Below are 24355 nucleotides of genomic sequence, written 5' to 3' on the forward strand. Positions count from 1 at the left end.
CGGGACAAGGTTGGTCGCCTGTGCAGGGCCTGCATGGCCCAGCGATGAAGGACGCGTGTTTCTTGACGCATATCGCGATCACGTGACGGTCAATGCGACGGAAGATCAGTTTGCCCGCGCCGACAAGCTCTATACCGAAGCGCTGCAGGTTCTTTCTGAAACCTATGTCGAGAACATTGATACGCCGGTCTTTGTCCAAAATAGCATTGCCGCACTTGATGGGCTGGAAGTCGATGATACGTCGCCGACAGGCATCGTCGGTGCTGTCCTTGATGACAGCTTGCATGAACTCGATCCGCATAGCGCCTATATGACCGATGACATGTTCCGCCGTTTGCAGGAAAGTACAGAAGGCAGCTTTGCCGGTGTTGGCATTGTGATCTCGCTTGATGACGACAAACGTATTCGGGTCGTCTCACCGATTGATGACACGCCGGCTGCACGTGCCGGGTTGCAACCTGATGACCGTATTACCCATATTGACGGTTATGAAATGAATGGCGAACCGATATCTGAGGCCGTGCGTCGCATGCGTGGACGGATCGGGGATCCTGTGACCTTAACGATTTTGCGCACCAAGGACAGTTTCGATGTCACGGTAAAACGGGCCCGGATTGAGGTGCCATCGGTGACCGCCGGAACAATCGATAATGATATCGGGTACATTCGGGTTTCACGGTTCGATGCGACAACGCTTGAACAAACGCAGGATTATCTTTCGCAGCTCGAAGATAAAATCGCGTCACCGCGTGGGATCATTGTGGACCTACGCCGCAATCCGGGTGGGTTGCTTGATAGTGCTGCCGACATTGCCGATCAGTTCTTGAGCGACGGTTTGATTGTTGCGACAGAAGGTCGGGGCGAACGTAAATTGCGCCGCTACGAAGCAGATCGTTCAGACTTCTTTGATGGTGTGCCGATGGTGATCTTGCTCGACCGTGGGTCGGCATCGGGGGCTGAATTGATGGCGGCTGCGTTACGTGAAAACGGTCGGGGCGTAATCATTGGGGAGCGTTCATTTGGCAAGGGCTCGATGCAACGTATTATGCCACTGACATCTGGCGGTGGTCTTAAAATCACCACTGGATATTATACCACGCCGGAAAACCACATTGTTCAGGGACATGGCGTTATTCCGGATATTGAAGTGCACCGCAAAGATGTCGAGGAATTTGAACGCGAGATTGATCTTGCCCATGCCTTGCCATCCCGTCGTCGCGATCCACGTCAATCATTGGCTTCGATAGAAGCACAAACCTGTGAACGCGATATCAAAATTGATCGTTTTGGTGCACAGGCTGGCCGTGAAAACCTCGATGCGGAAAATGAAGACGATGAAACGCCAGCCGAAGCATTCAGGGACTCGGTTCTTGAATGTGCCGTTGGCTATTTCAGTAATGGGCCGCTTGCCAATTACCGTGATCAGGTTGAGCCGCTTTTGCGTGCCGGGCTGTAGGTTTACGCAAACGGTTCTGTGGATAAAGAAAAACGCGGCCCTTGGCCGCGTCAGATTGCTGACAAAGTCCTCGCCATTGGCGGGGACTTTTGATTCAATGAGGGATGCTTAAGAAGAAGACATCCCATCAGGAAGAACTTGAGATGGTGACCTTGTCATCTCTGGTGCCATCGGATCATCTGCTGCGCAAGATCGACGCGGTGATTGATTTCAGTTTCATTCATGACCGAGTTGCGCATTTGTATTGCGCCGATAACGGGCGTCCGGCACTTGATCCTGTGATGTTGTTCAAGATGCTGTTTGTCGGCTATCTGTTCGGCATTCGCTCGGAACGCCAGTTGATGCGCGAGATCGAAGTCAATGTAGCCTATCGCTGGTTTCTGCACCTTCGCCTGACCGACAAGGTGCCCGATGCCAGCACGATCAGTCAGAACCGTCGCCGTCGGTTCAATGACAGTGACATCTGCCAAGATATTTTCGACGAGATTGTCGAACAGGGGATCCGGGCGGGTCTTGTCGATGGCACAGTGCTCTATAGTGACAGTACCCATCTCAAGGCCAATGCCAACAAGAACCGTTTCGACCGTCAGCTGGTCGAGAAGTCACGTGCCGACTACCTTGCCGCCCTTGATGCTGATATTGCCCGGGACCGAGCCGGTCACGGCAAGAAACCGCTTAAGGAGAAGGACCGTCAGCCTGTTACCAAAGAGACAAAGGTGAGCCGCACCGATCCCGACAGCGGCTATATGGTGCGCGATGGCAAGCCCAAAGGCTTTTTCTATCTCGATCACCGAACTGTGGACAGCGCCCATGCCCTGATCACCGATATCCATGTCACGCCGGGCAATGTCCATGACAGTATTCCCTATCTGACGCGCCTGGACAGGCAGCGCGCCCGGTTCGGCTTCGATGTACGGGCAGTCGGCCTGGATGCGGGATATGCCACAGCAGGGATCGCCAGAGGACTGGAAGACAGGGAGATTGAGGGTGTGATCGGCTATCGCCGTCCGACCCATCGCAAGGGCTATCTGCGCAAACGAGACTTTGAATATCTGCCCGGGACCGATGGCTATCAATGCCCGCAAGGAGAAATCCTCAAATACAGCACCACCAACAGATCCGGATATCGGGAATACAAGAGCAGCCCGAAGGTCTGCAAAACCTGTCCGTTGCGTGATGCCTGCACGCAAAGCCGCAATTACACCAAGGTCGTCACACGCCATATCTGGCAGGAGAGCCTTGAGAAGATCAACGCCAACCGGCTCAGCCCGTGGGGCAAGCGGATATATGAGCGTCGCAAGGAAACGGTAGAGCGCAGTTTTGCAGATGCCAAGCAACTGCATGGCCACCGTTACGCACGCCTGCGCGGCCTGCGCAAGGTACGCGAGCAGTGCCTGCTGGCCGCAACCGCCCAGAACATCAAGAAGATCGCCCTGATACTGACGCGCAACGGGGCTTTTTGTGACGTTGTTTTGTTGGCTGTCGCGCATATCGCCTTCAGACCCCGCTTCTGGCGGGCATCACCCGCATAAATCCGGCGCTATCCTGCGGCCACCAAAAAAAACATCTCTCGCCCCTAAAATAAAACCCCGCCTCAAAAAGGCGGGGTTCGTCAACAGTCTGACGCGGCCCTTGGCCACGTTTTTCGTTTGGTATCGGATTGGATCGGTTAGCCGCGTGAAAGCAGGTCAATCAAGCTTGACGTATCCCAACGCTGACCGCCACGTTCCTGCACCTGGGCATAGAACTGATCGACCAGGGACGTTACCGGTAGGCGGGCGCCATTGCGTTTGGATTCTTCAAGGCAAATACCAAGGTCCTTGCGCATCCAGTCAACCGCAAAGCCGAAATCAAACTTGTTCTCAACCATGGTGCTGCCGCGATTTTCCATTTGCCAACTGCCTGCCGCACCCTTGGAAATAACATCAAGAACTTTTTCCATATCAAGACCGGCTTTGACGCCGAAATTGATCCCTTCGGAAAGTCCTTGTACAAGCCCGGCGATGCAAATCTGGTTGACCATTTTGGTCAATTGACCCGAACCGCTTTCGCCCATCAATTTACATGATTTGGCGAAGGCATCAATGACCGGGGCTGCGCGGTCAAATGCAGCCTGATCGCCCCCACACATAACGGTTAAAACACCGTTCTCGGCACCCGCCTGACCACCTGATACCGGCGCATCGATCAGTGAAACGCCTTTTTCCTTGGCCGCAGCATAAAGCTCGCGGGCGACATCTGCGGATGCGGTGGTGTTATCGATGAGGATCGAACCACTTTCCATGGTTGATAGAATGCCATCACTGCCCGTGGTGACACTGCGCAGGTCATCATCATTGCCGACACAGGAAAAGACGAACTCGGCCCCTTTGGCTGCTTCTGCCGGGGTGGCAGCCGATGCGCCACCATATTCGGAAACCCATTTTTCTGTTTTTGCCGCAGTACGGTTATAGACGGTAACGTCGTGGCCCGCTTTCTGCAGGTGACCGGCCATGGGATATCCCATGACACCTAAACCGATAAATGCACATTTAGCCATTGTTTGCCTCCCAAATATTTGATGGTGCAAGTAAAGGTGGCAAGGCTTGTAATGTCAATGAGCGCAAATGTTACCGGGACAATGTTTTCACGATCTGGAAGGATTTTGCCCGAATACATCGTTTTGGGCTGAAATCACCCTTCGTCGAGTTCTTCGGCGACGTTGTGAATGATCCGGCGATCATAGGTCAAAAGTTCGGGGCGCTTCCCCGGATACTCAAAACCCGACAGGTAATATCTGATGGCGTTAATCCGCGCGCGTTTCTTGTCGTCGGATTTCACAATCACCCACGGGCTATCTGTTGTTGACGTATGATAGAACATGTCGCGTTTGGCTTCTGCGTACGCATCCCAAAGATCCTGAGACGCCAGATCAACCGGGCTGAGCTTCCATTGTTTTAGCGGGTCGTTTTTGCGTTGCTTAAACCGCTTGGCCTGTTCTTTCTTACTGACCGAGAAGTAAAATTTGGTCATGTGAATGTTTGCCCGGATCAGCATGCGTTCAAGGTCCGGGGCAGAGCGCAGAAACTCTGTAACTTCGAACATGTCACAGAACCCCATTACCCGTTCGACCATCGCGCGGTTATACCAAGATCGGTCAAAAAGAACGATTTCGCCGCCACTTGGCAGATGTTCGATATACCGCTGGAAATACCATTGGGTGGCTTCGCTATCGTTGGGCTTGGCCAATGCGACAATCCGCGCACCACGCGGGTTGAGATGTTCGGTAAAACGCTTGATTGTACCGCCTTTACCCGCGGCATCACGACCTTCAAAAATGATCAATGATTTGACGTTTTGCTCTTTGATCCAGTTTTGAAGCCGCAACAGTTGAATGTGCAGCGGTGTGATCAGTTGCAAATACTGTTTCGATGGCATTCTTGATGCGCGTTCTTGCGGGTCAAGACTGACGTCAGGGGGAAGGTCGGCCGTTTCCGGCTGTACAGAAAGCTGGGCCGCAATGCTTGATGGGAGGGTGCTTCCAGCATCTTTGCCGGGAGCACCGTCGTCCAATTTTGTCTCGTCTGTTTTTTGGGATTTGTCATCCGATGCCATCGCGTCATGCCCCTGCAGCTTAAGGATAAATTCCAGTAACAAGAGTGCGCGATGAATGCGGGTGGCGCAAGGGGCATCAAAACTCTTGCCGGGACGCTACAGGGGCAATGCGATGGATGGTGGGGTGAACGCCTTTTGTCGGCACCCTACAGCAGGGGGAAAGAGTTGCGGTATTCTTCTTCTGCTTGTGCGCGGGTAAGGCCGATATCTGCCAGGGCCGCATCGCTCAGGCGCATAAGAGCACGGCGTTGTGCGCGACGTTGCAGCACAAGTGCGAAGAAATTGGCAAAACTGTTGATCTGTTTCATCCAGTTTGTCTGATGTGGTGTGTCGCGACACTGCGTGGATGACGACACTTCACAGGATGCTGACAGGCATTGGGTCGGATGTGGGGTATAAGACATTGCGACCTCCTTGATGTAATTTCGCTAATGCGTTGTTTCGTGTTGTCAACATATTCCCTTTAAAATATCGCCGTGACAAACGAGTAATTCTGCAGTTATGTATTAGAAGATCTAATCCATTCCCTGTCAGGAAGGCCTCATGCGTTTACCCCCACTGCAATCTTTGCGGGCCTTTGATGCGGCGGCGCGCCATCTAAGTTTTACCCGTGCCGCCGAAGAATTGTTCGTGACCCAGGGCGCCATCAGTCAGCAGGTCAGGCAACTGGAAGAATATCTTGGGTTTCGGTTGTTTCACCGATTGCCAAGGCAAATTCATCTGACCGAAGAAGGGGCCAGACTGTCACGTGCCACCAGTGCCGGGTTTTCCAAAATCGCCGATGAAATCGAACGGTTAAAGGCGGTGGAGGACACAGGCGTTGTGACGGTCAGTGTACTGCAAAGCTTCGCTGTTAAATGGCTGGTGCCGCGTCTGGGACATTTTCGCGAAGCTTACCCCGATATTGACGTGCGCATTCATGCCGATGACCGGTTGGTTGACCTGCATACCGAAAGCATTGATCTGGCGGTACGCTTTGGGAACGGGGAATATCCAAACCTGCATTGCGAATTGCTGATGCATGATGAATTGTTTCCGGTGTGTAGTCCGGCATATCTGGCGGCTCATCCGCCATTGAATACCCCAGCTGATATTGCAGGGCATCAGTTGCTGCACGACGCAACGGTGGTGATGGATCATCCCCATGCCGCGGACTGGGAATTCTGGCTTAATGCTGTTGACGTCACAGACGTCGATGTCAGTCGCGGGTTGCGGTTTAATTCCGGTGATATGGTCATTCAGGCGGCATTGATCGGGCAGGGGCTTGGCATGGCGAGAACAAGTCTTGCGGCCCTTGATCTTAAGGCTGGAAACCTTGTCCGACCCTTCGTGCAAAGTGTGGCGTCAAATGGCGCCTATTACCTTGTCTATCCCGAAGATCATCTTAAGCGCCCACGGGTTCTGGCCTTTGTAAGCTGGCTTAAGAACGAAGTTGCCGCGACCTTAAAAGACATTGACGAGGACGGAGCAGGTCCGGAGGCGTAAGCCACGTTTTCGTGGAAATGTCAGATCAGGCCAAGATCACGCAATTCATCGGCCATGTCATCGGGCAGAGCCTCTGTGCCGCCGCCCTGTTTGTCGTCAGGCGGGCATTTATCCTCTTTTAAATAACGCCATCCCTGAAACGCGCGATGTGGATAGGTGCGTGTTTCGATCAGTTCGGGGTCAAGGACGATCCGGCAATATTTCGTGCCTTCTTCATTCACAAACTCTTCAAGGTCAAGAACCTGCTGCCGACAGCGTATTGCACCTTTGAAAACCCAATAGATTGATCCGCCGTCCAGAATCTCGGCCTTGCGTTTCGGTGTCATGCGGGTGGTGTGATAGACCCGCCCGTAAGTCGCCTGAAAATAGGTCTGCCATTCGCGCAGACCTTCTGGCGTTTCGGTTCCAACGCTGAGTTTAATGATGTGAAGGGGCATTTCCAAGACGGCTTTTTATTGCTGCGAAACAGTCAGTGCCCTGACCTAGAACCAGTACGTTCGTCGGTCAAGAGCGGATTAATTAAACACAATAAATTGTGTTGTTAAGTCTATTTCACAAAAAAACTTGACCAATAGGGGTTAATCAGCCAAATTCTGATGCAGAAAAGGTCCGCCCGCAGGACCAAGCCCGAGAGATTTACAAGCTGAGAGAACCGAATGTCCCTGCAAGTTGTCACGGCAAACCGTCTGGATGACGGGCTCGTGGTGTTTCTGACTGCTGATGGCGGTTGGAGCGAAAACATCCACGATTCCCGCGTTGCCGATGGAAAAGAGGCTGCTGCTGTTCTTCTTAAAGAGGCAAGCGCACCTGAACTCGACGTCGTCATTGTCGGGCCGTATTTAATCGATGTTGAACAGGGCGACGGTGGACTGGTTCCGACAAAATACCGTGAAGTTCTGCGCACCAAAGGTCCAAGTGTGCGCCAAGACCTTGGTTATCAGGCGGTATAAGGAGAGACCCCATGTATCGTTACGACGATTTCGACCGCCAACTTGTTCAGGAACGTACCGAACAATTCCGTGAACAGGTAAAGCGCCGTCTGGCCGGTGATATCACCGAAGAACAGTTCCGCCCGTTGCGTCTGATGAATGGTGTGTATCTTCAACTGCACGCCTACATGCTACGTGTCGCCGTCCCATACGGTACGCTGCGCGCTGATCAGTTGCGTGAGCTTGGTGGCATTGCGCGTAAATATGACAAGGGCTATGGCCATTTCACCACGCGCCAGAATATTCAGTATAACTGGCCGAAGCTTGACGAAATTCCCGATGCCCTGCTTGATCTTGCCAATGTCGAGATGCACGCCATCCAGACATCGGGCAACTGCATTCGGAATACAACGACCGATCAGTATGCCGGTGCTGCGGCCGATGAAATCGAAGATCCGCGCCCTTATTGCGAACTGATCCGTCAGTGGTCAACATTCCATCCTGAATTCACCTATCTGCCGCGCAAATTCAAAATTGCCGTGACCGGTTCGCCCAACGACCGCGCGGCGGTCAAGGTCCATGATATCGGCCTTCGCATGCATCAGAACGATGCCGGTGAAACCGGGTTTGAAGTCATTGTGGGTGGGGGACTTGGCCGCACACCTTTCGTTGGCAAGACTGTGCGTGACTTCATCGGCAAGAACGATTTGTTCTCCTATCTCGAAGCCATCCTGCGTGTGTACAACCGCTTTGGCCGTCGCGACAACAAATACAAGGCCCGCATCAAGATCCTTGTTCATGAAGAAGGTGTCGAAGAAATTCAATGCCTTGTCGAAGAAGAATGGGCGCAGATCAAGGATGGTTCGCTTCGTATTGGCGACGACGAAATTGCGCAGTACATCGAACAGTTCGCGCCACCTGCCTTTGAGACGCTGTCTGACGATGATGCCGACTTTGAGCGTCATAAGGCTGAAAATCGTGGTTTTTCAAACTGGGTGCGTTCGAACGTTATCGAACACAAACAACCCGGTTATGCGATTGCCAGTGTGTCGCTCAAGCCGATTGGCGGTATTCCAGGGGATGCAACCGATGTTCAGATGGAACTGGTTGCCGATTTGTCGGAAAAATACAGCTTCTCGGATGTGCGTGTGACCCACGAGCAGAACCTTGTTCTGCCGCATGTCAAAAAGGCTGATCTGTTCGCACTCTGGACGGAGCTGGACAAGGCCAATCTCGGGACGGCAAACCTTGGCTATGTGACCGATATTATTGCCTGCCCGGGGCTTGATTACTGTGCGCTGGCAACGGCGCGCTCGATCCCGCTGTCGCAACGTATTTCTGAACGTTTCGGTGATCTGGATCGTCAGCATGATATTGGCGAACTGAAAATCAAGATTTCCGGCTGCATCAATGCATGTGGTCATCACCATGTCGGGCATATTGGTATTCTTGGCCTCGATAAACGGGGCAAAGAGTTTTATCAGATTACCCTTGGTGGCGACGCCAGCGAGAACGCATCAATTGGCAAAATTGTTGGTGCCGGTTTCTCCGAGGCCGAAGTTGTTGATGCCATCGAAAGTCTGGTCACCAAATATATTGATATCCGCGATGCAGGCGAACGCTTCATCGACACGTACCGTCGTGTTGGCACGGACCCGTTCAAGGAGGTGCTTTATGGCGATCGTTAAGAATGACAGCGTGATCGAACAGGAATGGATTACGGTTGATGCCGAGGGCGGCCTTCCGGCCAGCGATGAAAACCTGATTGTGCCGTTGGCAAGGTTTAAGGATCAACGTGATGATCTGATCGGTCGCAATGGTGGGCTGGGGGTGCAACTTAATCCCGGTGACGCCCCCGAAGATCTGGCCGATGACCTTGATCGCCTTTCGATCATTACGGTGAATTTCCCGGCTTATACCGATGGGCGTGGTTATTCCTATGGTCGCGTTTTGCGCGAACGCATGGGCTTTAAGGGCGAATTACGTGCCATTGGGGACGTTTTGCGCGATCAGGTGCTTTATATGCACCGTTGCGGCTTTGATTCCTATGACCTTAATGTTGACGATGAAACGGCCCTGACAAAGGTCCGTGCCGCGCTCAAGGAAATGTCGGTTTATTATCAGCCAACCGGTGATGGCCGGGCAACGGCCGCATCGCTACGCGATCGTCGCCGTGTGGCACTGGATTAGTCAGCATACTGATGTACTAACATCCTATACAGTTGGACATATCTCTTATGACTTAATTGCCGGGCGCCCAATTGGGCGCCCTTTCTTTTTGTCTGAACACCGCAAGACACCATCGCTAACTATATGATCTATAATGTTTATCGCGTGGGTGTTTGTTAAGTTTCCCGTCACGCACCATCTTATTCTTAGGTAGCATGTCTCATTGGGACTTTCGCCAAAGGAGTAGCCTTTGGCGCGAAGAATCGCTATACACTTAATAGCTGTTTTGACTTGAACATAAGACAACCATAAAGTTGTCATGGTTGTCGGAGAATTTAAACCAATGCCGTCTGTGGTTCGTGCAGATCGGTGTCACCGACACGAAAAGTGGCTTTCACCCTCGGCAACACATCAGGGGTACATATGTCGTCAGTTCTGCATTTGGCAAATACTGTAGATGGATGCGTCATTGAACGGGATTTCACCCGGTATGATCGTGCCTATCACGACAAGGTACAGCGATATAACGACCATCTTGGTGTTATGGCAGCAATTCTGCGCCGGTTTAGCGAATACAGCCGAACCATGCTGGCGTCCCAGCAGCTTTACATCTATGCCAAATGGCTGGCGCGCTATACGGCATATTGGCCGCGCTTGGATGATCTTGTTGAAAAGCTTGAAAGCAGTTTTGACGAAACCGATCAAAGCTATGTCGCACGACAATCGGAAATCGATGGGTCGTGGGGCTGGCAATATACCGAATTCCATCACAAATTTGATGCAACCATTGTGCGCCTGCACGAGCTTGCTTCTGAAAAACGCGCGCCACGATATCCGCTTCATTTTCTTGAACCGGTCTCAACCATTCCTAAAATGCAGGCTTATCTTGAAAGCCTTTTGATCTCGGACGTTGCAGCAACCGGTCGCAATCAGCGCGATGAACTGGGCAGTGTTCTGTGCTGTTTGGCTCAGTTGTGTTTCAAACCACGGTTACGCAATTTTGCCCGTGAAAACGTTCAGGGCATTGCTCTTGATGATGCCTACATCGCGGCATTTACCGAATTTCTTGATGATATTCAGAACCCTGAAACCGGCTATTGGGGCCCATGGTATTCATCCGATGGTGAAATCCACCGGTTTGATGATTTGAGCTATACGTTTCACATTGTGTCCTATCGAAAGGGGAATGTGCGGCAATGGCCCCATATCATCAATACAACCCTTGCCCGACGGGATGCGGAGTATCCTCTGGGCTGGCTTAGCCGGGGACAGTTTAACAACCATAACAATTATGATGTGGCGAAGCTGTTTCGCCACGGATGGCCGCATATGACACCGTCCGAGCAGGACTTTGCATCGGGCCAGATCGACAAGATGCTCAGCTGGTGTCTCAAACATTCCATGCGACGGGATGGTAGCTTCGTCTTTGATGGGCAGTTTTATAACTCGCTTGAATCGTGCCACTATTTTGGTGTGTCGTTTCTTGATGAAGTCGGGTATTTCCGCCCGCGCAAACGGTTCTGGACCGCTCAAACTTTCCCGGAAGCTGTGAAAACCCAGCACAGGGTGATTGCACGGCTTAATGAATTTTGTGCCGATAATCCCAGTATCATTGCTGCGAAATGGAAGGCCGGTACGGACTTGCATCTGGTGGCCAAGCCATCCGTAGTGCCCGCAACCAAAACGGCGATGACATTGGACCGCCGCGATATGCCGCGTTGGCCCCGGTTTCCGGCGAGTGCGGATACATTGGCCGGCTCATTTAAAAATGACTGACAGATGTCTTGGGCAACTGTTTTATCGGGCGTTTCTTCCTCTCATGTCATTTGAACTGGACGAGACGGCATAAGATGGCCTTGCAACCGCAATATTTCGTCAGTGGTTCGATGTTGCGCCATATTTTCAGTATGGCACATACCAGCATGTTTGCGCTGGTGGCACTGGTGTTGGTTGATGCGCTCGATCTGCTGTTTCTAAGTTTTCTTGGTGACGTTGATGTTATCGCAGGGCTTGGTTTTGCCTGGCCGTTGATCTTTTTTACCCTGGCGGTTTCGCTTGGTATCTCAACAGCGATGACGGCCCTCGTATCCCGCGCTGAGGGACGCGGGGATCGTGACCGTGCAAAGATATTTGCAACCCATATTCTGGTTTTCGGCGGTGTTCTTTCGGCTCTGATGACAGTCGTGCTGTGGTTGTCGGCCCCCTATATGTTGTCGCTTTTGGGGGCAACCGGGCGCGCCCATGAACTTGGCACAAGCTATCTACAGATCGTCATGCTGTGCCTACCTGTGCTTGTTCTTAGCATGTCATCAGGCGCACTTCTGCGTGCCATTGGCGCAAGGCGGCTCTCAATGTGGGCCAAGATCGCCGGGGCAACTGTGAACGCCGTGCTTGATCCAATTTTTATTTTCGGGTTTGGCTGGGGTGTTGAGGGGGCGGCATGGGCGACTGTCTTGTCGCGCATCACCATCATGGTGATCGCTTTTTATGGGGTGTATCGCGTGCATCCAATGCTGGGTCGGTTTGATAGGGCGCTTTTTCGAAAGGACATCGGCGAAATTGCCAAGGTTACAGTGCCTGTCGGCCTTGCCAAAATGGGCCCACCCATTGCAAGCGGCTTCATCATGGCCTCCATGGCGCAGTTTGGGCCGGATGCCGTGGCGGCCATGGCGATTATTGAACGTATCGCCCCGTTTGCCTTCGTTGGCTATATGGCGCTGCCACAGGCGATTGGCCCGATCATTGGGCAGAACTTTGCGGCCGGAAAATCTGCGCGCATTCGCGCCCTTTGGCACACGGTCTGGGGGCTGATCATTGCCTATGGACTGATTGTTTCCACGATTTTGTATCTTTTATCAGACCGGCTGGCGGCACTTTTCCATGCGGCTCCGGAAACATCGGCATTGCTTGCGGTGTTCTGTACCATGATCGCGCCGCTTTATATGTTTCTGGGCCTGCAATATTCATCACATACGTTCTTTAACGTCACCGGGCGGCCCAATCTTGCCATGGTGGCCGATCTGACAAAGGAACTACTGGGGGTGATCCCGCTGGTTTGGTTGGGCAGCCTGTGTTTTGGTGCACTGGGCGTTTTGTATGGTCAGATTGCGGGTGTCGTGTTGTTTGGTCTTGGCACTGGCATGGTAAGTTACCGACTGGCCTGCCTCCCAATGCCACCTGCAAGCGAACCCTCAGTCAAATCACGCTCCAGATCGGAGGTTTAAGTGTAGTAGGAATGCACGGTGGACGGTTTGCTATCCCTGCCTTTTGGGATCAAAGGTCATCAAAAGGCAGGGGCCTTGATTGGTGTCATATTCACGATGTCCGATAAAACCGATTGCCTCATAACAGCGAATGGCGCGCTCATTTTTTGGATCGGGATCAATGGCGATCATGGGCGCGCCACGCTCAAATATCATTTGTATGAGGATTGACAAGAACATCTGACCATGCCCGCATCCCATCATGGCCGACACCCCGATAAAGCTATCCATGCAGCGTGTCCCCGCCGGAAGGTTTTCGAAATGGTCCTGTGGCCATTGATGGGCGTCGTAATGCTGGACAAAGGCAAACGGTCGATTGCGATATGACACAATCAGCGTTGCCATTTCGGCCAGTTCGATGTCTTCGGTGATGATTTCTATCTGTTCGACCGGATTGCCCCACCAGCGAACGACTTCCGGCAAATATAGCCAGCGGCGGATCATGGAAAGGTCGTTGGGGATGGCCCGTCGGAAGCTATACGGTGACGGACCCTTCATGCGCTATCCCTCGTTCGTGTTGCGCTTTGCCCCAATCGCCAGATTGGCCTTTGACGCGCTTGATCGTCCGATTTGATCACAAATCCAGCTGCCTGTCGCGGCAAGCTTTTCAAGATCAATGCCGGTTTTAATCCCAAGCCCGTCGAGCATATAAACCACGTCCTCGGTTGCGACATTGCCGCTGGCGCCCTTGGCATAGGGGCAGCCGCCCAGACCGGCGACCGAGCTATCAATCGTTGCCACCCCCATTTGCAAAGCGGCCAAAATATTGGCAAGCGCCTGACCATAGGTGTCATGAAAATGGGCGGCGAGTTGTTCGGTTGGGATATGATGTGCCACGGCAGAAATCATCTTCTGTGCCTTGGCCGGTGTACCCGTGCCAATCGTATCGCCCAGACTGATTTCATAGCACCCCATATCATATAGCGCCTTGGCGACCTCGGCGACTTTTTTCGGGGCAATGTCGCCTTCATACGGGCAACCCAGCACACAGGACACATAGCCACGCACAGAAAGCCCCGCATTGCGGGCCGCATCAACCACCGGGCGGAAACGGTCCAGGCTTTCGGCAATCGAACAATTGATATTCTTCTGCGAGAAACTTTCCGATGCCGCACCAAAAACGGCCACCTCGGTCGCACCTGCGGCAATGGCGGCCTCAAGCCCCTTGGTGTTTGGGGCCAAAACGGGATAGGTTACGCCGGATTTACGGGTGATCTTTGCCATGACCTCGGACGCATCGGCCATTTGCGGAACCCATTTCGGGCTGACAAAGGCGGTGGCCTCGATCACCGACAGTCCCGCATCATTCAGGCGATTGATCAGTTCGACCTTAGTGGCGGTCGCAACCATCGTCTTTTCGTTCTGAAGGCCATCGCGCGGGCCGACCTCAACGATTTTAACGCTAGTTGGTAAACCGGAAAGAAGGGCCATTATTCGGCTTCCTCAATCGCGATCAGTTCCGCACCGTCCTCGACTTGATCGCCGACGTCAAAGAAGACCTCTTTGACCGTGCCCGAAACCGGGGCTGAAATGGTGTGTTCCATTTTCATGGCTTCCATCACCACAAGCTTGTCGCCCGCCGTCACAGCTTGTCCGGTCTTTGCCATGACGGCAATGATCTTGCCGGGCATGGGAGCGGTTAATCCGCCACCTGTCCCTTCAGCTGCACCGGCGGCGGCCAGTGGGTCGAATATTTCCAGCCGGTCGGTGCGACCATCGCGGAAAATCGTCAGACGATTGCCATCACGCAGCACGGTGGCGCGTTTGCGCACATTGTTCAGACTGGCAAGAATGGCCCGACCCTGATCACTTTCGGCACTGGCGATGATAGCGCTACCATCGGGCATATCCATGACATAGCCATGATCACGGTAGTGGACTTTGACGGCAATATCATCACCATCATGGCGCAATATCAAATCATGATGATTGTCATCATTCAGCCGGAACCCTGCAGTGCTGTGCCACGGGGAATAGGGATCGTTACTTTGGGCCGCAAAACGGGCTGCCTCAGCATCACGGGTGCGCAACACATCAAGGGCGGCAAAGGCCAGGGCCTCGTTATCCGGTGTCGTTGGGGCAGGGATCAGGTCGTCGTGATACATCGGGATGAAGCCGGTTTCGACTTCGCCGGCCTCAAACGCCGGATGTCGGGCGATGTTGCCAAGGAAACCGGTGTTGGTGATCACCCCGACGATCTGCACATCATTTAAGGCCGATGCCATGCGGCGCAGGGCCGATGTGCGATCCACATCCCACGTGATCAACTTGGCGATCATCGGGTCATAATGGATTGAGACTTCGCCGCCTTCATAGACACCGGTATCAACACGGACATGGTCGCTTTCACGGGGCATGCGCATATGGACCAGTTTGCCGGTGGCGGGCAGGAAATCGTTCTGAGGGTCTTCGGCATAGATGCGAACTTCGAACGCATGCCCGTTGATGGTCAGTTCGTCCTGTGATTTTGGAAGACGCTCGCCATCGGCAACGCGTAATTGCCATTCCACAAGGTCTTCGCCAGTGATTTTCTCGGTCACGGGATGTTCGACCTGAAGGCGGGTGTTCATTTCCATGAAGTAAAACGCACCCGAAGCATCAAGCAGGAATTCAACCGTACCCGCCCCCTGATAGCCAATTGCCTTGGCGGCATCGACGGCGGCCTTGCCCATTTGTGCGCGTAATTCTTCGCTCATATTGGGTGCTGGAGCTTCTTCAATCACCTTTTGATGGCGGCGTTGCAGCGAGCAGTCGCGTTCAAACAGATATACCGCATTGCCGTGGCTATCAGCAAAGACTTGAATTTCAACGTGACGCGGGGTGACAATCAGCTTTTCAATCAGGCAATGGTCATCGCCAAAGCTGCTTTGTGCTTCGCGTTTACAGCTGATCAGGGCATCTTTGAAGTCAGCAGCCGTTTCAACCGCGCGCATGCCCTTGCCACCACCACCGGCTGATGCCTTGATCAAAACTGGATAGCCGATCTTTTCGGCCTCGGTCGCAAGGAAATCCGGGTTCTGATCCGCACCATGATAGCCCGGAACCAGCGGTACACCGGCTTTGCCCATGATTTTCTTGGCTTCGGATTTTGATCCCATCGCACGGATGGCACTTGCCGGTGGGCCGACAAAGACACAGCCAGCTTTTTCAAGCGCGTCGGCAAAGCCTGCATTTTCCGACAAAAAGCCATAGCCCGGATGGACGGCATCGGCGCCTGATTGCACGATCACTTCAAGCAACCGGTCGGTGCGAAGATAGCTGTCTTTGGGGGCAGGAGCACCGATATGATATGCCTCATCCGCAGATTTGACGTGCAGGGCATTGGCATCCGCATCGGAATAAACGGCAACGGTCTGGATGCCCATGCGACGGGCGGTTTTGATCACACGACAGGCGATCTCACCGCGATTGGCGATCAGAAGTTTACGCGGCATGTTATTTCTTGCTCCAGTTCGCAGGACGTTTTTCCAGAAAGGCACCGACACCTTCGCGGCCTTCGGCACTTGCGCGCTGATCGGCAATGCGATGGGCGGTGTCATCAATCACGGCATCGGAAATCGGTGTGTTGGCAACGGCGTAAATCAGGTCCTTGGCGGCATGCATCGCCTGTGGCCCGTTCGCCAGCAGGATCTGCGCCATCTCATCGCCGCGTGCTGTTAGTTCATCACCTGGCACCACTTCGTGCACGAGTCCGATGTCCTTGGCGGCTTGGGCATTAAATCGTTCGGCCGTCAGGAAATAACGCCGCGCCTGATTAACCCCGATGGCCTCAACCACATAGGGCGAAATCACCGCCGGGATCAGACCGAGTTTGACTTCTGACAGGCAGAAACTCGCACGATCCGACGCAATCACGATGTCGCAGCATGCGGCCAAGCCAACCCCGCCGCCAAAGGCGGCCCCGTTGACCAGTGCGATGGTGGGCTTTGAGGTGAAATTCAAAACCTTCATCAGCTTTGCCAATGCACGTAAATCGTCAAGGTTCTCCGCGTGGCTGTATGTCGCCATGCGCTTCATCCAGTTAAGGTCGGCCCCGGCTGAAAAGCTTTTGCCAGACCCTGTCAGGATCACGACACGTACAGCCGGATCTGCATCAAGTGTTTCGATCTTGGCGGTCAGCTCGGCAATCAGTGCGTCGTCAAACGCATTGTGGATGTCAGGGCGGTTCAGGGTGATGCGCGCAACGCCGGTATCGGCAATTTCGCAGATAGCTGCATCATCAATGTTGTTGGTGTTTACATTGGTCATAATGGCCTCACATTCTAAACACGCCAAACCGGGTGTCTTCGACCGGTTTGTTGAGTGCTGCTGAGAGGCCAAGGCCAAGAACCATGCGGGTATCGGCTGGATCAATCACGCCATCATCCCAAAGGCGGGCCGATGCATAATAGGGGTGCCCCTGTGCTTCGTATTGATCACGGATCGGGCCTTTGAAGGCTTCCTGTTCGGACTCGGGCCATGTTTCGCCGCGTTTTTCCGCTGCATCGCTGCGAATTTGGGTCAAAACATTTGCTGCCTGTTCGCCGCCCATGACCGAAATGCGGGCATTGGGCCACATCCACAAGAAACGCGGGCTATAGGCGCGGCCACACATGCCATAGTTGCCTGCGCCAAATGAGCCGCCAATCAGAACGGTGAATTTTGGAACATTGGCGGTGGCAACGGCGGTGACAAGTTTGGCCCCATCCTTGGCAATGCCGCCGGCTTCATACTTGCGGCCAATCATAAAACCGGTGATGTTTTGCAGGAATACCAATGGAATGCCGCGTTGTGAGCAGAGTTCGATGAAATGCGCACCTTTGAGCGCGCTTTCAGAAAACAGAATGCCGTTGTTGGCGATGATGCCAACCGGATATCCAAAAATGCGTGCAAAACCAGTGACAAGGGTCGTGCCGTATTGGGCTTTGAACTCGTCAAACTCGGACCCATCAACGATGCGGGCAATGATTTCGCGCACGTCATAGGGTTTCTTGGTGTCGGTTGGGACAACGCCGTAAATTTCGCGCGGGTCATAGGCCGGTGCGCGCGGTGCGGTCAATGTCAGGCCGGGGTTCTTGTGCCAGTTCAGGTTTTTGACGATATCGCGTGCAATCGACAATGCGTGGCTGTCATCCTGTGCGTAATGGTCGGTAACACCCGATGTTTTACAATGAACATCCGCACCGCCCAAATCCTCAGCCGAGACAACTTCGCCTGTGGCAGCCTTCACCAAAGGCGGTCCGCCCAAAAAGATCGTGCCCTGCTTGCGGACTATGATGCTTTCATCTGACATCGCCGGGACATATGCACCGCCCGCGGTGCAGGAGCCCATGACAACCGCGATTTGCGGGATGGCCTTGGATGACATGGTGGCCTGATTAAAGAAAATCCGTCCGAAATGGTCGCGATCGGGAAAAACGTCATCCTGACGGGGCAGGTTGGCCCCACCACTATCGACCAGATAAATACACGGCAGATTGTTTTCCAGCGCGATTTCCTGTGCGCGAAGATGCTTCTTTACGGTCATGGGATAGTACGATCCACCCTTGACCGTCGCATCATTGGCGACAATCACGCATTCAACACCCGATACGCGACCAATGCCGGTAATGATGCCAGCAGCAGGGACGTCTTCGTCACCATACATGCCGTGTGCGGCCAGTTGCGAGAGCTCCAGAAACGGGGAGCCGACATCAAGCAACTGGCGAATACGTTCACGCGGTAGCAGCTTGCCGCGTCCCGTATGTCGGTCGCGTGCCCGTTCACCACCGCCCAGTTTGACCTGCGCTATCTGATCGCGCAGATCCCCAACCAGCTTTTCCATATGTTCGGCATTGGTGCGGAATTCTTCCGAACGGGAATTTACCGCAGATTTCAGTACCGTCATTGTCCAATTACACCATTTTGTTGCGGGTTTTGCGCCCGAGTTGAATGACGTTCTGGGTGTTGTTATGGGGGAAGCTTACGTAAGCGTCAATATTAAATAGGTATTTTAGTACCGAAATTGTCTATATACAATGATATAGGCTCAAAAGCTAGGGTTTTCGGCGTTTTACAGCTGCTAAAAAAAGGGGAGACGGTGGATTTTAGGTGTGGCTATCAATGCCCTGAGGTTCGCAAGGTCGGTCCGTTCAATCCGTTTTGCGTTCACGGACGAGGCATGCGCAGATTAGCTGTCGTTTCGGGATTTGTGCAGTTTAATCCACTGCTCAAGCTGATCTATCCGGTCATTGCCAAAGAACGGTTCGCCTTCATAGAAAAAGAACGGTGATCCGAACGCGCCCATTTCGATTGCTTCGTCTGTGATGTCGCGGGTGTGACTTTTCCAGCGCTGTTCTTCGACAGCAGCACGCATTTCGCCCGGATTGATCGAGTGGCGTGTGGCGGCTGCCAGAACGTTTTCCGGGTTGGACATATCCAGTCCATCGGCGAAATAGCCGCGATAGATATCCTTGGCAAATTTACGCGCCAATGCGGGAGATCGCGATTCAAGCCAGTAGAAGGCGCGTGTTGGCATCAACGCCGAGTATGGGAAGTTTTGGGGAATGCAGAACGGGGTGTTTTGTGCCCGTGCGCAGCGTTCCATGTCATGACGGAAATAGTCGCCACGAATGGGTTGCTCAAGAAGCGGGCTTTGTCCGGTTTGTTTAAAGGCGGCACCAATCATAAAAGGTCGCCAGATGACTTTTACCCCGACACGCGATTCGAATTCTTCCATACGCTCGGCAGCGAGGTAGCCATACGGTGATGAGAAATCGAAGTAAAACCGGACTTCCGACATATTTCCTGCACCTGATTGTTCTTAATTGTCATTTGGCAAAAGCCGGGCCCTACAGGTCTTGTGCCCATTTGGACCGAACCTGATTGTGCGCCATTGAGCCTGTGCAAAGCAATTAAAAAACAGATGCTTAGGGGATAACGATACCGGGGCGGACTTTTACTTCTTCCATCACAACATATGTATAAGTCTGGCTGACTCCCTGAACCGAAGACAGACGTTCGAGGAATTCACGATAAGCATACATGTCTTCAACCCGAAGTTTGGCGAGATAGTCAAAGCCGCCAGCAACCATGTGACATTCTTCTATTTCGGGCAGTTTACGGATCGCAGCTGCAAAGACGTCAAAGACATCCGGGGTCGTGCGATCAAGCGTAATTTCGACAAATACGACCAGTGACTGGTTCAACTTGCGCGGATCAATGGTCGCCATATAGCCGGTAATAAAGCCTTGCTGCTCAAGGCGCCGGACACGTTCAAGGCATGGTGTCGGGCTCAGGTTAACGCGGCGCGACAGTTCGACATTCGACATGCGCCCATCATTTTGCAGCTCACGAAGGATCTGTGTGTCGATTTTGTCGAGATTTTTTTGATTCTTCTGCATTTTGGCTTTCTAACCAGTGTTTGTGACTATTCAATAAGGAAACTGATGGATGATATATCGTATTTTTTGCAAAAATGGCAGCACATTTTTCAGATAGAATATTATTCTCAGTCGTTATAGAGGTACCATCAGGGTCTGAAGACGAAATCGCTGCATTTATCTTCTGACAGGCTGCAAGTGAACCGCAGGGAGAAAAAAGACAAAATGTTTCGTACAGAATTGCCCCAACCAAACGATATTCGTACTGAAATTCGCAACGCCTATCGCGCCGACGAGGAAGAAGCTGTCGTACGACTGATAGAGGCCGCCCGGTTGTCGCCCGAGCAAACCGCCCGCGTTCAGGACCGCGCCTATCAATTGGTCGCACGTGTCCGTAAGGCCGATAACGGCAAAAGCGGGATTGATGCGCTGCTTCACGAGTATGAGCTGTCAAGCAAGGAAGGCGTCATTTTGATGTGTCTTGCCGAGGCCCTGTTGCGTGTTCCCGATGCGGTTACTGCTGACAAACTTATTCAGGACAAACTGTTTGATGCCAACTGGCAGAGCCACCTTGGTCATTCTGACAGTTTCTTTGTTAATGCCTCGACCTGGGGTTTGATGCTGACCGGGAAGGTCATCAAATTTGGCAAGGCGGAAAAAGCCGATCCGGGCCGGTTGCTCAAACGCATGATCGGACGGTCTGGTGAACCAGTTATCCGGAAGGCATTCAACCATGCCATGCGCATTATGGGCCGCCAGTTCGTCATGGGCCGCACGATTGACGAAGCATCCGTGCGCGCCAAGGCGAACGAAGAAAAAGGCTATCGCTATTCCTATGACATGCTGGGCGAGGCTGCCCGCACGATGGAAGACGCGGATCGCTATTACAAGGCATACGAAGATGCCATTCACGATATTGGCCGTGTTGCCAAGGGCTGCGGCCCGATCAATAGTCCGGGCATCTCGGTCAAGTTGTCGGCCATTCATCCGCGCTATGATTTTGCCAATTACGAACGGGTTGTCACCGAGCTGACCCCGCGTCTCAAGCAACTTGCCCTTCTGGCCAAGAAATATGACATCGGTTTCACTGTCGATGCCGAAGAGGCCAATCGCCTTGATCTGTCGCTTGACGTCATCGGCGATGTGTTTGCCGATCCCGACCTTGATGGATGGGAGGGATATGGACTTGCGGTTCAGGCCTATCAGAAGCGCGCTTACCATGTGCTTGAATGGCTTGCCGGTCTGTCGACCAAGGTCGGCCGCAAGATGATGGTGCGTCTTGTCAAAGGGGCCTATTGGGACACTGAGGTTAAATTCAGTCAGGAAAACGGCTTTGACGGTTATCCGTGCTTTACCCGTAAGGCGTCAACAGACGTTTCCTATCTGGCTTGTGCGAAACTGATGTTGTCGCGCCGCGATGCATTTTATTGCCAGTTCGCCAGCCACAATGCGCATACGGTTGCCTCCATCCTTGAGATGGCGGGCAATGATCGCACATTCGAATTCCAGCGTCTGCACGGCATGGGCGAAGCCCTTTATGAGCAGATCGTTGATAAGGCGGGTGAAAATGTGCCTTGTCGTATCTATGCTCCGGTTGGCAGTCACGAAGACCTTTTAGCTTATCTGGTGCGGCGTCTTTTGGAAAACGGTGCCAATACAAGCTTTGTGAACCGTATTCAGGACGAACAACTGCCAATCGAAGAAATGATCGCCGATCCGGTTGAAAAGATGGCGGCCCTTCCGAGGAAAGCCCATCCGAAGATTCCGGCACCGGTTGATCTTTATGGGGCAGGGCGTGTGAATTCACGCGGTATTGATCTAACCGATACCAACAAGCTTCTGCCTCTGAATGAAAAACTCGCCGCGATGCAGGGCAAAACCTGGAACGCAGCACCACTGATTGATGGCAAGCTGGTTTCGGGAACGCCAATTGATGTCATGAACCCAGCCAAACTTGGCGAAAAGGTCGGTGACCTTGTTCAGGCGACCGAGGCCGATGTTGAGGCGGCTATTGTTGCCGCCGTTAAGGGCTATGACGCGTGGAATGCAACGTCTGGTGCGGATCGGGCTGTCGCATTGCGGCGTCTTGGTGATCTGCTTGAAGATCATATGGACGAGTTCATTGCCATTTGTCAGCGCGAAGCGGGCAAGCTTTATTCGGACGGTGTTGCCGAAGTTCGAGAAGCCGTTGATTTCTGCCGTTATTACGCCAACCGCGCCGAAGAAGCTTTCCGCGACGGTGGTCCACTTGAAGGCCGTGGGGTGTTTGTTTGCATTAGCCCATGGAACTTCCCGCTTGCGATCTTCTTAGGCCAGGTGACTGCAGCCCTTGCTGCGGGGAATGCGGTTATTGCCAAACCGGCCGAGCAGACGTCGCTTGTAGCGGCGCGTGCCGCCGAACTGATCCTTGAGGCCGGTGTTCCCGGTTCTGCCTTCCAACTGGTGCCGGGACCGGGGCGTGTGATCGGCAATCAGTTGATCAATGATCGGCGTATTGCGGGTGTGGCCTTTACCGGCTCGACGGAGACCGCACAATTGATCAATCAGGCGTTGGCAAAACGTCCGGGTGTTCCATTGCCGCTGATTGCCGAAACCGGTGGTCAGAACGCGATGATCGTTGACTCGACCGCATTGCCAGAACAGGTGGTTCAGGATGCGGTGATTTCCGGCTTCCAGTCCGCTGGTCAGCGGTGTTCGGCTTTGCGCGTTTTGTTCGTGCAGGAAGACATTGCCGACAAACTTTGTCATATGCTGGTCGGCGCGATGAAGGAACTTCGGGTCGGCGATCCGAAATTCCTTGATATCGATGTCGGGCCGGTGATTGACGAGAAATCGTGCAAAACTCTTGAAAAACATGCGGCGCGCATGAAGAAAGAAGCCAAATTGCTTCATGCGTGTGATGTGCTGCCTGAATGCAAGGACGGCACATTCTTTGCCCCGCATTGCTTTGAAATCCCGTCGATTGATGTGCTTGAACGCGAAGTCTTTGGTCCGGTTGTTCACGTTGTCCGCTTTAAGGCGCGTGATCTTGGCAAGGTTCTTGATCAGATCAACGCGTCTGGTTATGGGCTGACCCTTGGCATTCATTCGCGTATCGACAGCACGGTGCGTGAAATTTCGCACAAGCTTCGGGTTGGTAACTGCTATGTGAACCGAAATCAGATCGGTGCAGTTGTCGGTGTTCAGCCGTTTGGCGGGCAGGGCAAATCAGGTACCGGTCCAAAGGCGGGCGGCCCGCATTATGTCGAGCGGTTTGCCAAGCCAGTTGCTACGGCAAGCAGCACACAGAACGCGGATATCCACGATGACCGTTCGCCGATTATCGTCAAGGATGTCCTGTCTAAAGGCCAGTACGCCGATATGCTGTCAGCACAAGAAGAATGGCAGTTTTTCGATGGCAATGAACGAGTTCGCATCCTTGAAAAACTGGCATCAAAACTAAGTGACTCTTCAAAAGAAGAATTGGTTTCTGGTGCCGACCACATTGCTGATTTTGCCGCCCTTTCGGAAAACGGATTTGTTGCGCCCAAACGGATGCCCGGTCCAACCGGTGAAACCAACGATCTGTATTGCCTTGGTCGCGGTGTTTATCTGGTGCAGGCAGACAAGGATGCCGACCCAGCCCACGTGATCCGCCATTTGGGGGCGGCACTTGCTGCGGGCAATGCCGTTATTCTGGCAGGTGATCAGAAATGGTTCGCTGACCTTCCAGGCCTTGCATTTTCGGCTGGTATGCCGAAAAAGCTTCTGACTGCGGTCAGCGCCAATACCGGCCTTGGTGCCATGTATGATGGTGATATTGCCGGTGTTTCGTGTGTGGCGTCACTTGATCGTGTGACATCGTTCAAGCAACTTTTGGCAAAGCGCGATGGTGCGATCCTGTCGTTGATTTCTGATAGCGGTGCGGAAGATGACGGCGCACTGCCAGATCAGGCGTTTATGCACCGTTTCGCAACGGAAAAAACCATCACGATTAACACCACGGCTGCTGGGGGCAACGCCTCCCTGATGTCGATGGACGAGGGGTGATCGGGCTCATTTGGCAGGTGCCAGACATTCTGGTAATACGCCTGCCTGATTGATGTATCGATATAATGGATCGGGAAGAAATTCCCGGTC

At 53.2% G+C, this 24355-nt stretch carries 20 protein-coding genes; 9 read left to right on the top strand and 11 right to left on the bottom strand.

Annotated elements, in window-relative coordinates:
* Positions 1 to 55: 55 nt before the first annotated feature.
* Both AC0VXT_RS06945 and AC0VXT_RS06950 read left to right on the top strand, forming a co-directional pair.
* Entirely contained in the window at positions 56 to 1456 is a 1401-nt protein-coding gene (locus AC0VXT_RS06945) for a S41 family peptidase (protein WP_475548053.1), read from the top strand.
* A gap of 104 nt (positions 1457 to 1560) precedes the next feature.
* Positions 1561 to 2988: an IS1182 family transposase gene (locus AC0VXT_RS06950; RefSeq protein WP_475548054.1), complete on the top strand. Its 1428-nt coding sequence runs from the start codon at positions 1561 to 1563 to the stop codon at positions 2986 to 2988.
* Between the two features lie 137 nt (positions 2989 to 3125).
* On the opposite strand, the gene AC0VXT_RS06955 is transcribed toward AC0VXT_RS06950, so the two are convergent.
* The 3 genes from AC0VXT_RS06955 to AC0VXT_RS06965 form a co-directional block, all read right to left on the bottom strand.
* Positions 3126 to 3995 carry an NAD(P)-dependent oxidoreductase gene (locus tag AC0VXT_RS06955; RefSeq protein WP_475548055.1) on the bottom strand — a complete coding sequence of 290 codons (870 nt, stop codon included), beginning with the start codon at positions 3993 to 3995 and terminating at the stop codon, positions 3126 to 3128.
* Between the two features lie 134 nt (positions 3996 to 4129).
* A complete protein-coding gene (gene ppk2, locus AC0VXT_RS06960) occupies positions 4130 to 5008 on the bottom strand; it encodes a polyphosphate kinase 2 (RefSeq protein WP_475548056.1) in 879 nt (292 codons plus the stop codon).
* A gap of 188 nt (positions 5009 to 5196) precedes the next feature.
* A complete protein-coding gene (locus tag AC0VXT_RS06965) occupies positions 5197 to 5454 on the bottom strand; it encodes a DUF1127 domain-containing protein (protein ID WP_475548057.1) in 258 nt (85 codons plus the stop codon).
* Positions 5455 to 5593: 139 nt separating this feature from the next.
* Between AC0VXT_RS06965 and gcvA the strand changes: the two genes are divergently transcribed.
* Entirely contained in the window at positions 5594 to 6535 is a 942-nt protein-coding gene (gene gcvA, locus AC0VXT_RS06970) for a transcriptional regulator GcvA (protein ID WP_475548058.1), read from the top strand.
* Between the two features lie 20 nt (positions 6536 to 6555).
* Here gcvA and AC0VXT_RS06975 read toward each other — a convergent pair whose 3' ends face one another.
* Entirely contained in the window at positions 6556 to 6972 is a 417-nt protein-coding gene (locus tag AC0VXT_RS06975; RefSeq protein WP_475548059.1) for a DUF1489 family protein, read from the bottom strand.
* A 219-nt stretch (positions 6973 to 7191) separates the two neighbouring features.
* On the opposite strand from AC0VXT_RS06975, the gene AC0VXT_RS06980 reads away from it, so the two are divergent.
* From AC0VXT_RS06980 to AC0VXT_RS07000, 5 genes are all read left to right on the top strand, one after another.
* Positions 7192 to 7485: a DUF2849 domain-containing protein gene (locus AC0VXT_RS06980; RefSeq protein WP_101304476.1), complete on the top strand. Its 294-nt coding sequence runs from the start codon at positions 7192 to 7194 to the stop codon at positions 7483 to 7485.
* 11 nt (positions 7486 to 7496) lie between these two features.
* On the top strand, positions 7497 to 9152 hold the full coding sequence (locus tag AC0VXT_RS06985) for a nitrite/sulfite reductase (RefSeq protein WP_475548060.1): 1656 nt from the start codon (positions 7497 to 7499) through the stop codon (positions 9150 to 9152).
* Positions 9139 to 9654, top strand: a complete 516-nt coding sequence (locus AC0VXT_RS06990; protein ID WP_022730289.1) for a DUF934 domain-containing protein — start codon at positions 9139 to 9141, stop codon at positions 9652 to 9654. The genes AC0VXT_RS06985 and AC0VXT_RS06990 overlap by 14 nt, the downstream gene beginning before the upstream one ends.
* A gap of 402 nt (positions 9655 to 10056) precedes the next feature.
* Complete coding sequence (locus AC0VXT_RS06995; RefSeq protein ID WP_475548061.1) at positions 10057 to 11409, top strand: hypothetical protein; 1353 nt, start codon at positions 10057 to 10059, stop codon at positions 11407 to 11409.
* 74 nt (positions 11410 to 11483) lie between these two features.
* On the top strand, positions 11484 to 12857 hold the full coding sequence (locus tag AC0VXT_RS07000; protein WP_475548062.1) for an MATE family efflux transporter: 1374 nt from the start codon (positions 11484 to 11486) through the stop codon (positions 12855 to 12857).
* A 30-nt stretch (positions 12858 to 12887) separates the two neighbouring features.
* Here the strand turns inward: AC0VXT_RS07000 and AC0VXT_RS07005 are convergent, their stop codons facing one another.
* The 7 genes from AC0VXT_RS07005 to AC0VXT_RS07035 all read right to left on the bottom strand — a co-directional run bounded on the left by AC0VXT_RS07005 (position 12888) and on the right by AC0VXT_RS07035 (position 20257).
* Positions 12888 to 13394, bottom strand: a complete 507-nt coding sequence (locus AC0VXT_RS07005) for a GNAT family N-acetyltransferase (protein WP_475548063.1) — start codon at positions 13392 to 13394, stop codon at positions 12888 to 12890.
* A 3-nt stretch (positions 13395 to 13397) separates the two neighbouring features.
* A complete protein-coding gene (locus AC0VXT_RS07010) occupies positions 13398 to 14327 on the bottom strand; it encodes a hydroxymethylglutaryl-CoA lyase (RefSeq protein WP_475548064.1) in 930 nt (309 codons plus the stop codon).
* Positions 14327 to 16330, bottom strand: coding sequence for an acetyl/propionyl/methylcrotonyl-CoA carboxylase subunit alpha (locus tag AC0VXT_RS07015; protein WP_475548065.1), 2004 nt, complete (start codon positions 16328 to 16330; stop codon positions 14327 to 14329). Before AC0VXT_RS07015 ends, AC0VXT_RS07010 begins: the two co-directional genes overlap by 1 nt.
* Before the next feature lies 1 nt (position 16331).
* Positions 16332 to 17144 (bottom strand): enoyl-CoA hydratase/isomerase family protein, encoded by an 813-nt coding sequence (locus tag AC0VXT_RS07020; RefSeq protein ID WP_475548066.1) that lies wholly within the window; start codon positions 17142 to 17144, stop codon positions 16332 to 16334.
* Positions 17145 to 17151: 7 nt separating this feature from the next.
* The gene (locus AC0VXT_RS07025; protein ID WP_475548067.1) at positions 17152 to 18762 is read right to left on the bottom strand and encodes a carboxyl transferase domain-containing protein; all 1611 of its coding nucleotides are present in this window, start codon (positions 18760 to 18762) and stop codon (positions 17152 to 17154) included.
* A gap of 282 nt (positions 18763 to 19044) precedes the next feature.
* Positions 19045 to 19656, bottom strand: coding sequence for a 2-hydroxychromene-2-carboxylate isomerase (locus tag AC0VXT_RS07030; protein WP_022730297.1), 612 nt, complete (start codon positions 19654 to 19656; stop codon positions 19045 to 19047).
* A gap of 127 nt (positions 19657 to 19783) precedes the next feature.
* Complete coding sequence (locus tag AC0VXT_RS07035; protein WP_475548068.1) at positions 19784 to 20257, bottom strand: Lrp/AsnC ligand binding domain-containing protein; 474 nt, start codon at positions 20255 to 20257, stop codon at positions 19784 to 19786.
* Positions 20258 to 20461: 204 nt separating this feature from the next.
* Between AC0VXT_RS07035 and putA the strand changes: the two genes are divergently transcribed.
* Positions 20462 to 24265: a bifunctional proline dehydrogenase/L-glutamate gamma-semialdehyde dehydrogenase PutA gene (gene putA / locus AC0VXT_RS07040; protein ID WP_475548069.1), complete on the top strand. Its 3804-nt coding sequence runs from the start codon at positions 20462 to 20464 to the stop codon at positions 24263 to 24265.
* The last annotated feature ends 90 nt before the right edge of the window (positions 24266 to 24355 follow it).

The organism is Thalassospira sp. Z349TD_5 (assembly GCF_056173045.1).

Coding starts and splice junctions, on each gene's coding strand:
- putA (WP_475548069.1), top strand. CDS start 20,462: ATGTTTCGTACAGAATTGCCCCAACCAAACGATATTCGTACTGAAATT.
- AC0VXT_RS07020 (WP_475548066.1), bottom strand. CDS start 17,144: ATGACCAATGTAAACACCAACAACATTGATGATGCAGCTATCTGCGAA.
- AC0VXT_RS07035 (WP_475548068.1), bottom strand. CDS start 20,257: ATGCAGAAGAATCAAAAAAATCTCGACAAAATCGACACACAGATCCTT.
- AC0VXT_RS07030 (WP_022730297.1), bottom strand. CDS start 19,656: ATGTCGGAAGTCCGGTTTTACTTCGATTTCTCATCACCGTATGGCTAC.
- AC0VXT_RS07000 (WP_475548062.1), top strand. CDS start 11,484: ATGGCCTTGCAACCGCAATATTTCGTCAGTGGTTCGATGTTGCGCCAT.
- AC0VXT_RS06990 (WP_022730289.1), top strand. CDS start 9,139: ATGGCGATCGTTAAGAATGACAGCGTGATCGAACAGGAATGGATTACG.
- AC0VXT_RS06995 (WP_475548061.1), top strand. CDS start 10,057: ATGTCGTCAGTTCTGCATTTGGCAAATACTGTAGATGGATGCGTCATT.
- AC0VXT_RS06985 (WP_475548060.1), top strand. CDS start 7,497: ATGTATCGTTACGACGATTTCGACCGCCAACTTGTTCAGGAACGTACC.
- AC0VXT_RS06975 (WP_475548059.1), bottom strand. CDS start 6,972: ATGCCCCTTCACATCATTAAACTCAGCGTTGGAACCGAAACGCCAGAA.
- AC0VXT_RS06955 (WP_475548055.1), bottom strand. CDS start 3,995: ATGGCTAAATGTGCATTTATCGGTTTAGGTGTCATGGGATATCCCATG.
- gcvA (WP_475548058.1), top strand. CDS start 5,594: ATGCGTTTACCCCCACTGCAATCTTTGCGGGCCTTTGATGCGGCGGCG.
- AC0VXT_RS07015 (WP_475548065.1), bottom strand. CDS start 16,330: ATGCCGCGTAAACTTCTGATCGCCAATCGCGGTGAGATCGCCTGTCGT.
- AC0VXT_RS07025 (WP_475548067.1), bottom strand. CDS start 18,762: ATGACGGTACTGAAATCTGCGGTAAATTCCCGTTCGGAAGAATTCCGC.
- AC0VXT_RS07010 (WP_475548064.1), bottom strand. CDS start 14,327: ATGGCCCTTCTTTCCGGTTTACCAACTAGCGTTAAAATCGTTGAGGTC.
- AC0VXT_RS07005 (WP_475548063.1), bottom strand. CDS start 13,394: ATGAAGGGTCCGTCACCGTATAGCTTCCGACGGGCCATCCCCAACGAC.
- AC0VXT_RS06980 (WP_101304476.1), top strand. CDS start 7,192: ATGTCCCTGCAAGTTGTCACGGCAAACCGTCTGGATGACGGGCTCGTG.
- AC0VXT_RS06950 (WP_475548054.1), top strand. CDS start 1,561: ATGCTTAAGAAGAAGACATCCCATCAGGAAGAACTTGAGATGGTGACC.
- AC0VXT_RS06965 (WP_475548057.1), bottom strand. CDS start 5,454: ATGTCTTATACCCCACATCCGACCCAATGCCTGTCAGCATCCTGTGAA.